The organism is Belliella kenyensis, assembly GCF_022549675.1.
Lineage (GTDB): Bacteria > Bacteroidota > Bacteroidia > Cytophagales > Cyclobacteriaceae > Belliella > Belliella kenyensis.
Genome location: NZ_JAKZGR010000013.1, coordinates 18,919 through 36,014 on the forward strand (window position 1 = coordinate 18,919; position 17,096 = coordinate 36,014).

Consider the following 17,096-nt stretch of genomic DNA (forward strand, 5'->3'; position numbering starts at 1 on the left):
TAACAACCCGCTAAGCCAATGAATTGAAGTTACTGGTAAAAAAGCGTATAATCAGAAAAGATTAAATCGACTATAATCGATTAAAATACGATTCATGGAATAATGTAGAATAAATTTAATATTATTCAATTAGCATTTTTTTCATGAAGGTATTTGTAGTTTTCTTGATCAATATATGTCTACCTATTTTGTCTCAGGCACAGGGGGGACTTGATATCAAAGCCAAAGGTGCTAGAAGTATGGGGATGGCTAACGCAAGCTCTACCCTATCTGACACTTGGTCTCCATTGAACAATATTGCCTCCATTGCCTATTTACAATCATCAAGTATCGCTGTAGGATACGATCATAGGTTTCAAATGGATGAGCTCACAACTTTGTCCGCATCAGCAGTTTTTTATACTCAAAAATTCAATTTTGGCATCAGTACCTCTTCATACGGAGATGATTATTTCAATCAGCAGCATATTGGAATAGGAATAGCCAATAGATTGGGGATAGCAAGTTTAGGATTGAAAGTAAACCTTCTTCAGACCAACATTGAAGGGTTTGGGAGAGCAATTTCACCTGTTTTCGAATTTGGAGGGTTAGCTGAACTTACACCAATGCTTTGGTTTGCCGGTCATATTTACAATATTACTTATTCCAAATTCAGTAAAGCTTCTGCAGACCATCTTCCTACTGTGGTGAAGTCAAGTCTTTCATACCGCCCTTCGGATAAACTAATGCTAAACATCGAAGCAGAAAAGGATATTTTGCTACCCGCTGATCTTAAACTTGGGCTAGAATATAATTTATTGGATAAAGTTTGGATGAGATCAGGATTTCATATTATTCCTGGCAACCTGTTCTTTGGTTTGGGATTCAAACCTAAACGCTTTGTAATCGATTATGCTCTTGGTCAACAAAAATATCTGGGTCCAACTCATCATTTTTCAGTTGGCTATAATTTTTCAGATCCATGAAAAGCTGTTTATCAATCTTGCTGCTAATCTTGTGTACAGCATATAGCTCCGCTCAAACTTACAGAAAGGGAGAAATCAACATAGAAACATTCATCGAAGACCTATTTGGAGTACAGCAAGGTGAGGATGAATATGAAGAAATATATGAAGGACTTTTGCAACTTTTCCTCAATCCAATCCATCTCAATAAAACAAATCCAGAAGAACTTAAATCCATCTTCATCCTCAATCCTTACCAAATCAATTCATTTTTTAAGTATAGAGATAATTTTGGAAACTTAATTTCATTATACGAATTACAAGCAATTCCTGGTTTTGATTTGGAGACTATCTATAGAATACTACCTTTCGTCACCCTATCCGATTATCAACGGTCTTCGGGTGTTTCTTTATGGAAAAGAATAGCTTCGGAAAGAGATGGATATTTTATATTGAGGCATCAGCGTGTCTGGGAGATGAGAAGGGGATTTACACCAGCAGATACTTCAAGCACTGGTAGAATTTCAAGTCGATATCTAGGAGACCCTCATAATATATATGGCCGATTTAGGATTCAGCACAGTAAAGACTTTAGTCTTGGGTTCACAGTAGACAAAGACGCTGGGGAGCAATTTATATGGGATCCCCAAACGAAAAGATATGGCTTTAATTTTTTGTCCTATCACTTTACTCTTTACAATCAAGGAAGATGGAAAGTGTTGACAATTGGTGACTTTCAAGCACAATTTGGACAGGGTTTGGTTTACGGTGCGGGGTTTTCTGTAGGAAAAGGTGCAGAAACCATCACTACCGTCAGACGTAGCAGCACTGGTCTCAAACCCTATACAGGAGCTATGGAGTTTGGTTTTTTTAGAGGTATTGGAACTTCATTTCAAGCTGGACAGCTTACCACTACTATCATTGCTTCACATGCACCAAGAGATGGAAGAGTTGAAGCTATTATTGACACATTAGATCGTCAAGAATTAATTATCAGTTCATTACAGCTATCTGGCCTTCACCGTACACCTACAGAAATCGCTTACAAAGATCAAGTTCGAGAAAGTAATTTTGGTACAAATTTCCAGTATGATCACCCAAACAAGCGCTTGCAAATAGGTTTAAACACACTATACACCAGATTTAGCCAATCATTCGTAAGGAATCCACAAGTATATAATCAATTCGAATTTTCGGGTCAAACGAATTTTATTGGAAGCGCATATTATTCTTACAATTTCAGAAATTACTTTTTCTTTGGAGAACAGGCCTTGTCAAAGAGCAGAGGGATGGGTTATGTTATAGGAATGATGAGCAGTTTGAGCAAAAACATAGACCTGTCCATATTAAGGAGGAAATTTGATCGTAATTTTCACACATTTTATGGGAATGCATTTTCCGAAAACACTCGCCCTATCAATGAAGAAGGCATATACATTGGTATAAACTTCAGGCCTTCGATCAAATACAATTGGTCTATATATTATGATCAATTTAAGTTTCCTTGGCTAAAGTTCAGAACCTATGCACCATCAGAAGGACACGAATGGATGAGTAGATTTACCTATAAGCCTAGCAAGGCTGTTTTACTATTTGCTCAATTCCGAGAAGAATCTAAAGCTAGAAACATCAGTGAAATGCTTGGACCACAAACTACTTACCAACTTTCGCAGGGCAAAAAGTGGAACTATACCGTCAATCTCGACTATAAAATCAACGATAAATTTAGCTTCAAGTCACGAATCAATGGTAGCAGATTTGATTTTTCTAATAACATAACAAAAGGATATGCCATTAGCCAAGATCTTAATGTTGATTACCAAAAGTGGAGAATTTCCTCACGGTTTGTTCTTTTTGATACCGACAACTTTGATAATCGACAATACATCTATGAGAGAAATGTACTTTGGGCTTTTTCCATACCGGCACTTCACGGACAAGGTTACAGATACTACCTCTTAGGTCAATACAAACTCAATCAAAAGCTCACTTTTTGGGCTAGATTTGCTAGAACAACATATACAGATAGAGAACAAATTGGATCTGGACTGCAAACGATTCAAGGTTCGGTTCAAACAGAGACCATTTTTCAACTTAGATATCAATTTAACAGATAAATTCCACCATCGGTAAAGCCGAATAACAAGCATTTTGTAATTTAATACTCTCAAAAATCCATCATTACATGAGAAAATTTTATACCATAGCTTTATTCATGCTCGTCTCGATGGGCAATGTGATTTCCCAAAACATAGATTTCAGCAAACTTCAAAAAAAAGAAGGTTTTGTGGATTTTTATCTAGATGAGGAAAAAGGGAAAATCTATCTTGAGATTTCCAAATTGGAAAGCGAATTCCTTTATGTCAACTCTCTAGCAGCAGGTGTCGGGTCAAATGATATTGGTCTAGATCGCGGTCAGCTTGGAAAAATCAGGGTTGTAGAGTTTAGAAAAGCCGGGAATAGGATTTTTTTAGTGCACAAAAACTATGACTTCAGAGCATACAGTGACAATCCCTATGAAATAAAATCTGTAAAGGATGCTTTTGCTGAATCTATCCTTTGGGGATTTGAGATCAACAAAGCAGAAGATGGTAAATACCTAGTAGATGCAACAAATTTTTACTTACAAGATGCTCATCAGGTAGCTGAAAAATTAGGCTCTTCACGTCAAGGAGCTTATAAAGTAGATAACTCTCGTAGTGCAATCTATGAGTCTATGACAAAAAATTTCCCTCAAAACACGGAAGTGGAAGCAACCATTACAGTCACAGGAACCCCTTCTGGAAGCTACATTCGCTCAGTAACACCAAGTCCCGAAGCTGTGAGCGTAAGACAACGGCACTCGTTTATTCAGCTACCAGATGATAAGTATGAGCCGAGGGAATTTGATACTCGTGCTGGTTATTTCCATATCAGTTACCTCGATTTCACCAGTCCTATAGGTGAGCCCATGGAGAAGAAATACATAGCAAGGCACAGGTTGGAGAAAAAAGATCCTAGTGCAGCAATGTCAGAACCAGTAAAACCAATCATCTATTACCTTGACAGAGGTACTCCAGAGCCAATAAGGTCAGCCCTACTTGAAGAGGGCAATTGGTGGAATCAAGCTTTTGAAGCTGCTGGGTTCAAAAATGCTTTCAGGGTAGAGCTTATGCCAGAAGGTGCAGACCCCATGGACGTCAGGTACAATGTGATACAATGGGTACACAGGTCTACAAGAGGTTGGTCCTATGGAGCCACAATAAGAGATCCAAGAACAGGCGAAATTCTAAAAGGTCATGTAAGTTTAGGCTCACTTAGGGTAAGGCAAGATTACTTGATTGCGCAAGGATTGCTTCAGCCTTTCGAGGATGGCAAGCCCAAAAGCACAGCTATGCTAGAAATGGCCTTGGCGAGATTGAGACAGCTTTCTGCACATGAAATAGGTCATACTCTCGGTCTAGCACATGCCTATGCATCCTCTCCTACTTCGCGTGGCTCTGTCATGGACTATCCTTATCCATATATCACCATGGACAAAGATGGAAACCTTGACTTATCCAAAGCATACGATGATAAAATAGGAGACTGGGACAAATGGGCCATACGGTATGGCTATGATATCATTCCGAAGGGAATTGATGAAAATTTATATTTAAACAAACTTTTAGAAGATACTTATTCAGCAGGACATACTTTTATTTCAGATTCAGATTCCAGAAATTCTAGCGGTAGCCACCCACAAGCACATCTTTGGGATAATGGTGACTCAGCCACCGAAGAATTAAAAAGAATGATGAAAATCAGGAAGCAAAAGCTAAACACATTTGGACTAAATTCAATCCCGAACAATACACCAGAAGCACTTATGGAAGAGGTATTGGTTCCATTGTATATGATGCATCGCTATCAAATCGAAGCCACTGCTAAGCTTATCGGAGGCGTTGACTATACCTACAAGGTGAAAGGTGATAACCAAAGAAAACAAAACAGACTCGATGCAAGATCACAAAAAGAAGCTCTAGAAACTTTGCTCAATACCATCCATCCTGAAAACTTAGCTTTGCCAAATCATATCGTTGAACTTATTCCACCTAGACCCATGGGTTATGGAAGAAATCGAGAAACTTTCCCCTCTAGGACAGGACCGAACTTTGATCCAATTGCTCCAGCTGAAAATATTGTGGATATGACATTTAGCTTTTTGTTTGATCCCGCACGAGCCAATAGAATTGCTCAGCAGCAAGCATTTGATAACAAACTCCCCTCTTTGTCAGAAATTTTAAATCCGATCAAGTCTAAGGTATTCTCATCTTTTTCAGCAAACGAATACCAAAATCAAATTCAAATTATGACTCAAAACAAATTGATAGATCACTTGATCAATTTATCCAAAGACACTAGAGCAAGTTCTATTGTGAAAGCAGAATCACGAGCCATGCTAAAAGAAATAACTTCAAAAGAATTAATCCTTGATAAAAAGATCAAAAATAGAAACTCGGTAGTAGAGAGTCATCTTAACTATCTTGCTGACAAAATATCAGCATTTTTAAGATTACCAGAAGAGCTCAGTACACCAGTTCAAATGACCGTACCTGATGGAGCTCCGATTGGTACAGATGACATGAGTTGTGATTTTGAGTTTTGAATTCCTAATTTTCTCGATTAAATCAACTGGCAATTTACAAATGATAACTCATTCTATATTAACAAATTACTTATTGACATTAGATACTTCTTGATGTTGATCTTAAGTAGAAAATAATTTAATGTTATTGTAAAATAGCAATTATCCAAGAAAAGCAAAATTTCAAAAGGCTCAAATAAATTTTCTTGATCTAATTTTCTTCAGAATCTTCATCTATGTTTGTTGAAATACCTTAAGAAAATAAATGAAACACTATTTTACTACTTTCGCATTGACTTTTATGCTCGCAACAACATATCTAAGTGCGCAGCAGGTAACGATATCTGGAACAGTCAAAGAGGCTAAAAACAAAACTACACTCCCCTATGTGAACGTATTGGTGAATGCCCTACCCGACAGCACATTTGTTTCAGGTACGGTTACTGATGAAAAAGGTCTATTCAAACTTGCCCCGATAAAACCTGGCAGATATTTAATTTCATTTTCTTATATGGGATACAAGCCTGAATCAGAATCAATTGAGGTGGGTAGATTGAATAATTTTTTAGATCTAGGATCGATTCTATTAATAGAAAATTCTGAAGAGCTAGGTGAAGTGATCGTAGCAGCAAATAGAGAGGAAATAGCAACTGCATTAGATAAAAAGACTTTTACCCTAGATGAAAATATCAGTCAGCTAGGTGGCTCTGTACTTCAAGCCTTACAAAATTTACCTGGAATCACCATAGATCAGAGTGGAACGGTATTCTTGAGAGGTAGTGATAAAGTGGCGATACTTCTTGATGGCAAGCAAACCGCAATCACAGGTATAGGTGCCCAATCTGGACTAGAAAATTTCCCAGCATCCTCTATAGAAAAAATAGAAATCATCAACAACCCATCTTCTAAATATGATGCAACTGGAAATGCGGGAATCATCAATATCATTTTCAAAAAAGAAAAAGAAGCTGGCTGGAATGGCAAAGCAGGAATGATCGCTGGTGTCGGTAATGTATTGGAGAAGAGAGAAAGCTTTCCTGGGCTTAGAGATCAATATAGATTTACCCCAAAATTGAACCCATCCCTTTCTTTGAATTATAAAAAAGAAAAAATCAACTTCTTCTTCCAAGGTGACGTGCTATGGCACAAGCAAATGATGAAAAATGAATTTACGGATAGGGTTTTTGAAGATGGGACAGCCATCAGTCAGCAATATATTGAAAACAGAACACAACCTATTTACAACTTAAGGACAGGCCTTGATTGGAATCCAAATGAGAATAATTCATTTACATTTTCTGGATTATTTAATTATCGGGCATATACTGACTTAGGTGATATCCGCTATCAAAATGCAATCACTGAACAGCAGCAGAGACTTTGGCAATATTTCGAAAATGAAATAAATCAGACCATTTTTACCACAATCTCACATACCTATAAATTTAGACAACCTGGTCACAAGCTGACCTCTTCTTTCAATTACTCCTTCAGAAGAAAAGATGAAATATTCTATTTCACAAATCAGGAAATCAATTTCACTGGAACAGATACTACCGCATTGATTGCAGATGAAAATATATTTGACTTGACTTTAGATTACATAAAACCCCTTCGCTCAGGAAGAATGGAATTTGGCACCAAACAAAGGGCAAGGGTTTTTCCCAATTTGATTACTTTCTCCCCCGGAGAAAACTCCATCTTGGACCCTGGTCTTGCTGGTAGTGCAACGTATCAAGAATGGCTTTCAGCAGTTTACGGCAATTACATCTACGAAAAAAACAAATGGGAACTAGAAGCAGGATTGAGGTTAGAATATGTCAAAGTTGACTATTTGGTTGATCCAAACCATGCGGTGTTTGAGAGTGCAGGCTTTGATTATTTTGAACCTTTTCCAAGTCTTAGGGCTTCTTATATCATCAACGATTTGAGCAATATCACCATATTCTACAATCGCAGAGTAGATCGACCTGAAGAAAAAAATCTAAGAGCATTCCCTACTTATGCAGACCCTGAAATCCTCAGTATTGGAAATCCAACATTGGTGCCTCAATTCACTCAAAGTATAGAGGCCGGATACAAAGTATCAAATGATCTTGGCTACTTTTATACGGCTATCTATCACCGAGCATCTACTAACCTCTTGACACGGATCACAACTGAAATACCAAATTCATCCAGATTGGTCACCATAGATCAAAATGCTGGTAGAGGCTGGAATACTGGATTGGAATTAGTCTTATCTCAAAAATTGGGAGATAAATTCACATTAAATACCAATGCAAATGTCTATCAAAACAAAATAGATGCATTCACACTAAGCAATGCTTATCCTTCCAACATCAATTTCAGTAGGTCTACAGAAAGTAATTTTACAGGAAATATTAAAATCAATGGCCTACTTAAGCTGCCAAAAAGCTTAAACATTCAACTCACTGCTATCTATCTAGCACCAGATATTGTGCCCCAAGGAAGAATTCTTGCGCGATACCATATGGATGGAGGTGTAACCAAAAAAATCCAAGAAGGCAAAGGAGAACTATTCTTCAATGCAGCTGATATTTTCAACACACTTGTAATCAGGTATAGGTTAGAAGGAAATGATTTTACTTTAAACTCAAATGATTACTTTGAAACACAAGTATTTAGATTAGGGTACAGCTACAGGTTTTGATGGCACTAAGTACAAAAAGAAATATGCTCATACATTCAGATAGCAAAGGCACATGATATGAAGATTAGACATCTCTTCTAAAAAAACATAAATGCAGATTTCTTAATTGGTGCCAAAGCAGCGATCGCATACTCCGTCATATTTGCCAATGGATTTGACAATATTCAGAACTATTCAGGTGGCTGGGCTGACTACAGTGCCTAAATTTTAGATTTTAGTATTGGTTAACTGATTTGACTAAACCCACCTTGTTTCCAAGGTGGGTTTTTGTTTTCCACAGAAAACATATCTTCATTTTGTTTTTTATAGAAAACATTTTTTATATTTGTTTTTCATAGAAAACAAAATGGAAAGGTTAATTAAGACTTCTGAAAAAACAATTAAAGGCTTTAAACAAGGCTTCAAACGCTACTTAATTGATCAGGTAGATTGGGATCAGAGGTTGATTTTGATCCTAGGACATAGAGGTGTGGGCAAGACTACACTACTCCTCCAACAGATGCAAAAGCGCCAAGCTAAGGCAATTTATCTTATCTTGGATGACTTTCATTTTGAAAGTAACAGGCTAGTCTTAGTAATTGAAGCGCTCTATGATTTAGGTTACAGGTCATTTTATTTGGATGAAGTACACCGCTACATTCATTGGTCTGTAGACCTCAAAAACCTATATGATAATTTCCCTGATGTACATTTTATAGTCTCAGGTTCATCCATATTAGAAATTCAAAAAGGTAAAGGAGATTTATCAAGAAGGGCTGCTGTCTATCACTTGGCTGGTCTATCTTTTAGAGAATACTTGATGCTAGAAAATCAAATAGACCATCCACCCATTAGCCTAAATGAAATTTTAGCTAATCACCAAGCCTTGAGCGAATCGATCACAGATCAAGCTGATATCACAAAGCTTTTCAAAGAGTATTTAGAATTTGGCTACTACCCATTCTACCTTGAAAGTAAAAACTTATATAAATCAAGGCTGCTAGAAACAACTCAAGTAGTACTAGAAATGGACCTCAGTCCATGGGAAGATTTGACTCACAAGACCATCCGAAAAATGAAAAGGCTTATCTTCATCATCAGTGAATCAGTCCCATTTATCCCAAATATCAGCAAGCTTGCCGAAAAATTGGAAGTCTCAAGAAACACCATATTAAAAACACTCGATCTCCTTGAACAAGCTCAGATTCTCAACCTACTCAGAATGTCAACCCGAGGTGTTTCTTTCTTGCAAAAGCCAGAGAAAATCTATCTTCAAAATACCAATTTGGCTTTTGCCTTATCTACTTATGCCTCCAATCAGGAGAATCTAAGAGAGACTTTCTTTCTCAATCAGGTTCGGCAATCCCATGAAGTCACTTTACCAAAGTATGGAGATTTTATGGTAGATGATACCTATGTATTTGAGATCGGTGGCGCAGGCAAAACAGCCGCTCAAATCCAAGGCGTACCCAATGCCTACATCGCAGCAGACGACATCAAAATCGGGTCTGGCAACAAAATTCCCTTATGGATTTTTGGCTTTTTGTATTGATGGAGGGAAAAGGGAAATGAAGTTTTTTTGAAAATGTGAATTTGAAATCTTAAAAGTAGCGATAGAAAATATCGAATAAATTTAGCTTTGATATTGATAGATATTTAGACATTGATTGATAACCTGTTCCGATCTTTCGGAATTGGCATTTAAGAACCTAATGATTCTAGGAATTGATATTACTGGCAAAGAAACCTTTTACCAAATTTGTGAACAAAAAGGAGCTATTTGGGAAGAGTTATTACGAATTTTATTTCCTTTTAAACTTCAAACTAATATCTTTATATTTAACTGTTATTTTTTACCTATTACAATGAGGAAAAAGAATAAGGTCATTAAAAAAAGTATATAGGCTTGATGGCTTTATACGATAAACTAGAACAAGAGATAGAAACCCATCAAACTACCCAAGAGGATTGGATGCAGAGTTGTTTGAGGGGGGGGGAGAATTAAAATAAATAAGATATTAATTATTATGAAAAGAACAGAAATAAAAAACAGATGGGAAGAATTACTAAACCCTAAAAGGTTTAGACCTGAAACAAGTAAACAGATTAGCGATAGAAGAAATCCTTTTGAGGATGACTATTCTAGGCTCCTTTTCAGTAGTTCATTTAGAAGATTACAAGATAAAACTCAGGTTTTTCTTCTTGATAAAAGTGACTTTTTAAGAACAAGGCTAACACATTTGCTTGAGGTAAGTACAATAGCAAGAAGTATTGGTTCAAGTATAGAGTCATATTTAATAGATGAAAGCTATTTAGATGAATGTTTTAGAGGGCATTTACCTGCATTACTAGCAGCTGCATCCTTAGTACACGACCTTGGAAACCCTCCATTTGGTCATTTTGGTGAAGAGGCCATAAAGTCTTTTTACAAAGAAAAATTAAAAGATAATAAATCTATTGAATATAATGACCTTGTAAATTTTGATGGGAATGTTCAGACTTTTAGAATTTTGACAAGGCTAAGTTATTTAAAAGATGAATTCAGCTACAATTTATCATACCCTACTCTTGCGACGATAGTAAAATACCCTAGTAATTCTTTGGTGGGAAACCAGCCTGAGGAGAAACGAAGCAGTATAAGTAGGAAGAAGTATGGATATTTTTTTACAGAAGAGGATAAATTTAACGAGATAAACCAAACCCTTAAATTAAATTATGAGAGGCATCCTGCTGTTTTCCTAATGGAAAGCGCTGATGATATTGCATACTCAGCTGCTGACATTGAAGATGGCGTTAAATTTGGAGCATTAAACTTTAATAATATTTATGAGATATTAAAAGAGGCAGACACCGAATTGGCAGATAAATTTAAAGAATACTACAATACAGAATATAAAGATAGTGGGCATTCAGAAAAAGATAGGTTAAATCTTTCAATCCAAAGAATAAGAATTGATTCGCAGTCAATAATGATACCCGCAGTAATACAAAGATTTAAAGAAGTTCAAGGAGAGATATTAACAGGGACATATGGAAAGGAGTTAATTGAAGATTCGACCGCATCTAAAATTAGAAAGGCATTTAAAAAAATGTCATATATAGTTTTTGATCACCCTGTAGTAGTAGAAAGGGAAATTGCGAGTTATAAAATCATACAAGGATTATTAAATGAATTTTACAATGTTGCTGATTCGATAGATTTTAGCAAAAAAGGTGAGCCAAAATCGCTTCCCAAAAAATTGTATATGACGATTTCATCTAATTATAGATTTATATTTGAAAAATACTCGACAAATACTGATGACATATTTTTAAGATATCAGCTAATAAATGATTTTATAAGTGGAATGACTGATACTTATGCGATGAAGCTTTATCAAAAAATCAAAGGAATAAGACTTTAATGGAGTTATTACCAATCCAAAATATCGAAAATTTTAAATTTAAAGTTAAAACTACAATTTCAACTTTAAGAGCTAAAGAGCCTAGTTTTCATGCTCTTTATCCTCAATTAATCTCAAATGATCAGTTATTTGTAGTTGGTGGTTTTTTAAGAAATATAGCAAATGAGAATTATACGTTTAGAGATATTGATTTGATTAGTTCGATGAAAAAAGAAGAGCTATTGAATTGTTTGAAAAATATTGATACTAATATAAAAGTAAATCGTCTAGGGGGAATAAAACTTTCTTTAAAAAGTTTTGATGTAGATATTTGGTCAATTCATGACAATTGGGCATTTGGTGAGGAAAGGATCAAATTTGATTTTAACTCAGATTTAGATGATAAAATAGTTATTGAAAAAATTGCAGAGGGATCATTTTTCAATTATGATTCATTAGTCATGAATCTGAACACCAATAGATTTTCAGTTAAGCACTATAATGACCTTTTAAAAAGTAAGAAACTAGATATACTAAGGAAAAATAAAAGTTATGTATATAGAAATCCAACTAGGGAAGGGAATATAATTAGAGCCTATTTTTTACAAAAAAAATATAATTTTTCTCTATCGGATAATGTCAAAGCATATTTTATAGAGGAACTCAAAATTATTGGGGCATTAAAAGATTCTAAGGGTCTTGATTTGGTTTTAATAAAAAGTCTTGACTACGAAAAAAAATACCAAGCATCTATTAATCGGAATGATTTTGAAGAATTTCTGAATTCAATTATTAAAAGTCACGGACCCTTATTTAATGAAAAAGATTAGGATAATTTTTATTATTGAATAAAATTTAAAACCATTTAAACGAACCAAATCAAGATTTCTGAGACTTCTCCATAATAATCAATTTTCTTTATTAAATATACTTCTCCAACTCCACATCAGGCATCTCATCATATGTTTGCCCATTAAGTTCTCGTCCAGCTTTTTTCTTGTTCTTACCTCCCCATTGTTTGAAGAAGAAAGCAACTTTAGCTGTTTGGCATTGCTCCTGAATATCCAATACCCAATCTGGATTCATAGGTCTTGCTTTGTGTCCACTTTCCCCTCCGACTATGACCCAGTCGATTCCGTTTAGGTTCATATTTGATAGTGCACCGATCAAGGGTTCGCAGGATAGGAATTTTACTCTAGCACCCGTTTGACGGAGAAAGTCTATTCTGTCGAGAACTCTTTCGTCTTCGACAGAAACACCCATCCAGATATTGTGTGACCAAGGTAAAAGGTGATTGATTTCAGCAAGACGATCAGCCCGCTTGGTGAGAACTTGGAAAACATGTTGTCCATTATCTTTCATAACTTGAAACACTTTCTGAATAAATTCCAAAGGTACATCTTTGTGAAATAAGTCAGACATTGAGTTCACAAACACCACCTTTGATTTTTTCCAAGTATATGGGATGCCCAAGGCATCTTCATGAATCCTTACGTTTTTAAATCCATCCTTGTATTTTTCTACTCCCATGGCTTTCAGCCTCTTCGTCATGACTTCCGCATAGCAAAATTTACAACCAGCTGAAATTTTAGTGCAACCTGTGACAGGATTCCATGTTAGTTCTGTCCATTCTATTGAAGTTTGTGCCATAATTAAAATATTTCGTATTGATTGTTATTTCCTTTTCTTACTTTTTCAAAAAACTCCAATCCTCTTTCATGCTTAGAGTAAAAAGAAAGGTAATATATACCACTCCCTTGATTATTAGTAATCCTTTCCTTTATAATAGCTGTTTTATAACCTAATTTCCTGATACTGTTATCGAATTCGTCGGATAAAAACTTCACAAATTGCCCTTTTGCTACCTTCTCTTCGGTTAATCTATATCTCCAATCCGAATTGCCAAAAAACAGATTTAACCTTGGGTTATTTTCTTTAATGTAATGGCCCATATTTCTAATCCCATCCATTTGAAGAGCATGCAGTACTAAAATATCAACTTGTTGAGCAGAAAGTTTCTTAATTGTATCAAAATGAAGATTTAATGAAAAAGGATCGATAAATGCAAAAAACAAAGGCTTTCCAATTTTTAAGTATGTTGGTAGATCATCAAAAATCCTATCAACAACCAAATTTGCATCTTGATTGTAAATTTTAAATGATTTGTCAGAATAAAGTCTTTCTACTCTTTCTTCAAGTGAAGAAACAGCACTTTTTGAAAAATCATTTAACACATAATGATTAAAGGAATTAGGCAAGGACATTGCAATCAAAGCTGAATTTTTAATGCAAGATTTTGTTTCTTTTATCTTCACAAATCCAGGACCAGAGAAAAGATCTAAGTAAACCAAATCCCACTTATTTTTCATACCTGAAGTGAAAATATCGCAATATTTTCCTACTAATTTATATTTAAGTTGAGCCCAATTTCCAACTTCCATAATTTCCAAACCATCATCTTCAATAGTTTGGATAGGATTAAACTTTTTCATATTTAATATTGACAAGGAAATTAACTAATCTCAACTTATTACAAATAAAGGTAATAAACAACCGTTTTAGAAGTAAATCAATCATTTATGTTAATTTTTTGCTTCAATCTTGTCCATATTCTGAAATGAAAAATTAAATAGGCTTAGTTATTCATCAATTAACTTTATCGTTCTAACCTATCTTATTTTTTTAACTGTTTTTTCTCAAGAAAAATCTTGCATTTTGTTTTATACAAAAAACATTTTGTGCTTTTGTTTTATCGGGAAATCAAAATAGAAAGGTTAATTGAAATTTTTAAGAGGAAACTGATAGCCACACCTCCAAAATTCAAAAGATATTTAAGTGACAAGATTGATTGGACACAAAGACTGATTGTGATAATAGGTCATAGAGGGACTGGGAAAACTACACTTATGCTGCAGCATAAGCATGAAAGCCCTTTCAAATCACATCCCTTAAGTTTTGAGATTTGATATTGGATAGCAATTACGTTTTCGAAGTAGGTGCCCGTAAAACGGGCAAATACCAAATCGAAGGAATTCCAAACGCTTTTATTATTAAAAATGGCATTAATAAAATTCCGTTTCAGTTATTCGGATTTTATTTTAGGGGAAAATCTCAGGATTTTTGATTCTTAAAATTCCAATTCTCACCTCTGAGAGCTTCAGTCCAATTAATTATTTTATATTCAAGATACTGAAACAGTTTTACTTTTTGTCACAAACTTCCTCTGAAAATAAATAATCAAAGGAGTAAAAACTACAGTAGGTAATAGCCACGCTATAAATACGGGATCTGTATGTAAGTTGATAACAAGGAAAGCGGTAAAGGTTGCTATAAATGCACCCATCATCCTACTGATATGCATACTAAGGAACCACTTCTTTGGCAAGGTCTCTAGCTTAGAGGATGCACGCATATCTACCCAAACCATCGATAACAGAAAGCTTCCAAATACTGCAAAAACAACTGTAAATCCTCCTAAATTTGACCAAGATTGTAGTGAAAAATAGACAATCGGAATAAAAACAGTCACAAGTGCTATACCTTGAAAAAGCCTATCCACAATAGAAAATTTTGGCTTAAGATGCTTTCTTAACTGGAGATACCTTCTACCCGTCAGGGTCATGTATGTACTAAAGCCACCGATCATAAGCAAAAACATATTTCCTTTTGGAATAGCAATCAGGAATGCTGTGATTCCAATCCCTATCATGCACCAATAGTATAGCATACCAGAAAGATTATGTTTCTTACTTCCTTTCGTAAAAAGGATAGCCAAAATCCCCGAGAGCAAGGCTGTAAACCCAAATGCAATGTGAAAGTAAAGTGTGATTTTTAGTAGATTTTCCATTTGACTTTTTTATTTCAAATGTAAATCAAATCTACCTTCATTGCTTCAAATAGGGATTTATGGCAAGATTAGGGACAAATAACAAAGCTATTGACTCAAATACTCTTTGACTTTTCCAGCGAATTTACGAGATACAGGTACTACCAAATTTCCTTCACCCAAAAACAGCTTGTATCCTTGAGCATTTCCAGTGATGCGTTTGACTTGATGGATATTTACTAGATAGGACCTGTGACACTGAATGATCCCTACATGCTCCCATTGTCCTGCAATCTCTGTCAAGGTGTTTCTGATCAATTGCTTTTTAACGCCTTTATCACCAAGAAAAACAACCTCTACATAGTTGTCTGCGGATTGCAAATAATACAGCTGAGACAATTCAACCACCAAATCTTCCTGTGCATATTGAGATTGTAAAGTTATGGTAATAATATTTTGTTGGTATGGTTCAGAAGTGGTGTTAGAAATATGGCTTTCCATATGAGTTGCGGTTGTAGTATATTTTCTCAGCAACTTATTGTACCTATAGATCACCAAAAAAAACACAGGAAAGACCCCTACTGCAAAAGTAAAAACTATAGAAAGCATCAAAGAATAAAAAGACCAACTAACTCCTCCAATCCAAACGGTATAAAGAAAATTACCAATTGAGATCAACCCTAAAATGCTTAAATTTTGGATGATCTCTTTCCCTGTCGTCCAAGTAGATTCATCAAAGTAACCTGAAAAAAGCCCTTTAACTCCACCTTGAAAAAATATCATGCATAGAAAGGTCACAAGTCCATAACCAGAGATCATCATCAACTTATATTCATCTGGAATACGATGAAGACCAAAAGGCTGGAAAACCAATAAAAAAGTAGCCACAAAAAAACCAATCAGAAAAGCTAAACGGATTATGCTTTTCCAACTGGCATTTTCGCATGGATAAGGCTGTTTCAAAAAATGTAACATCGCCTTATAATTTATTTCTTTTGATGTCTTTCGATCAATACATCCATTACCTCATCAAGTTCATAACCTTTTGCCTCTAACAAAACCAAGTAATGATAAAGCAAATCTGCTGCCTCTCCCATAAACAAATCTTTGTTGTCGTCCTTGGCCTCAATTACGATTTCCACAGCTTCTTCACCTACCTTTTGGGCAACTTTATTAATCCCTTTGGCAAACAATGAAGCTGTGTAAGATTGATCATTTGGATTAACCTTTCTATCCTTGATGATAGATCTCAAAGTGTCTATGAAAAAGGTTTTGCTTTTGTTCTCTTCTGCAAAACAAGTATCATCACCTGTGTGACATACTGGCCCTTCTGGTCTGGATTTGATCAAAATGGTGTCTTGATCACAATCCACTGTCAAAGAAACCACATGTAAGAAATTACCAGACGTCTCCCCTTTTGTCCAAAGTCTATTCTTTGTCCTTGAAAAAAAAGTCACCTTTTTAGTTTCCAAAGTAATATCGATAGCCTCTTGATTCATGTAGCCAAGCATCAATACCTTACCAGTAGCAACATCTTGTATCACGGCAGGCACTAAGCCACCCACCTTTTCAAAATCTATATTCAGTTTGTTCATTTTTATCTAGAATTCGACCCCTTTAGAGTCGTGGGTTTAATGGTTTTTGAATTTATTTACCACCGTGTTACACACGGGGCTCCTCCACG

General features: G+C 35.4%; 12 protein-coding genes. 7 read left to right on the forward strand and 5 right to left on the reverse strand.

Annotated elements, in window-relative coordinates; all coding sequences use genetic code 11:
• Positions 1-143: 143 nt before the first annotated feature.
• The 7 genes from MM214_RS13915 to MM214_RS13945 all read left to right on the forward strand — a co-directional run bounded on the left by MM214_RS13915 (position 144) and on the right by MM214_RS13945 (position 12,416).
• Positions 144-965 carry a PorV/PorQ family protein gene (locus MM214_RS13915; RefSeq protein ID WP_241296245.1) on the forward strand — a complete coding sequence of 274 codons (822 nt, stop codon included), beginning with the start codon at positions 144-146 and terminating at the stop codon, positions 963-965.
• Positions 962-3,061: a ComEA family DNA-binding protein gene (locus tag MM214_RS13920; RefSeq protein WP_241296246.1), complete on the forward strand. Its 2,100-nt coding sequence runs from the start codon at positions 962-964 to the stop codon at positions 3,059-3,061. Before MM214_RS13915 ends, MM214_RS13920 begins: the two co-directional genes overlap by 4 nt.
• 68 nt (positions 3,062-3,129) lie before the next feature.
• The gene (locus MM214_RS13925) at positions 3,130-5,571 is read left to right on the forward strand and encodes a zinc-dependent metalloprotease (protein WP_241296247.1); all 2,442 of its coding nucleotides are present in this window, start codon (positions 3,130-3,132) and stop codon (positions 5,569-5,571) included.
• A 244-nt stretch (positions 5,572-5,815) separates the two neighbouring features.
• Positions 5,816-8,224, forward strand: a complete 2,409-nt coding sequence (locus tag MM214_RS13930; RefSeq protein WP_241296248.1) for an outer membrane beta-barrel protein — start codon at positions 5,816-5,818, stop codon at positions 8,222-8,224.
• A 346-nt stretch (positions 8,225-8,570) separates the two neighbouring features.
• Positions 8,571-9,755: an ATP-binding protein gene (locus MM214_RS13935; protein WP_241296249.1), complete on the forward strand. Its 1,185-nt coding sequence runs from the start codon at positions 8,571-8,573 to the stop codon at positions 9,753-9,755.
• Between the two features lie 475 nt (positions 9,756-10,230).
• Complete coding sequence (gene dgt, locus MM214_RS13940) at positions 10,231-11,607, forward strand: dGTP triphosphohydrolase (RefSeq protein WP_241296250.1); 1,377 nt, start codon at positions 10,231-10,233, stop codon at positions 11,605-11,607.
• Positions 11,607-12,416: a hypothetical protein gene (locus MM214_RS13945; protein ID WP_241296251.1), complete on the forward strand. Its 810-nt coding sequence runs from the start codon at positions 11,607-11,609 to the stop codon at positions 12,414-12,416. Before dgt ends, MM214_RS13945 begins: the two co-directional genes overlap by 1 nt.
• Before the next feature lie 91 nt (positions 12,417-12,507).
• Here MM214_RS13945 and MM214_RS13950 read toward each other — a convergent pair whose 3' ends face one another.
• The 5 genes from MM214_RS13950 to hisIE form a co-directional block, all read right to left on the reverse strand.
• Positions 12,508-13,236 carry a DUF5131 family protein gene (locus MM214_RS13950; protein WP_241296252.1) on the reverse strand — a complete coding sequence of 243 codons (729 nt, stop codon included), beginning with the start codon at positions 13,234-13,236 and terminating at the stop codon, positions 12,508-12,510.
• Between the two features lie 2 nt (positions 13,237-13,238).
• Complete coding sequence (gene tcmP, locus MM214_RS13955) at positions 13,239-14,078, reverse strand: three-Cys-motif partner protein TcmP (protein WP_241296253.1); 840 nt, start codon at positions 14,076-14,078, stop codon at positions 13,239-13,241.
• A 689-nt stretch (positions 14,079-14,767) separates the two neighbouring features.
• The gene (locus MM214_RS13960; protein WP_241296254.1) at positions 14,768-15,433 is read right to left on the reverse strand and encodes a hypothetical protein; all 666 of its coding nucleotides are present in this window, start codon (positions 15,431-15,433) and stop codon (positions 14,768-14,770) included.
• A gap of 87 nt (positions 15,434-15,520) precedes the next feature.
• Positions 15,521-16,387, reverse strand: coding sequence for a LytTR family DNA-binding domain-containing protein (locus MM214_RS13965; RefSeq protein ID WP_241296255.1), 867 nt, complete (start codon positions 16,385-16,387; stop codon positions 15,521-15,523).
• Positions 16,388-16,398: 11 nt separating this feature from the next.
• Positions 16,399-17,007 (reverse strand): bifunctional phosphoribosyl-AMP cyclohydrolase/phosphoribosyl-ATP diphosphatase HisIE, encoded by a 609-nt coding sequence (gene hisIE / locus MM214_RS13970; protein WP_241296256.1) that lies wholly within the window; start codon positions 17,005-17,007, stop codon positions 16,399-16,401.
• Positions 17,008-17,096 lie beyond the last annotated feature (89 nt).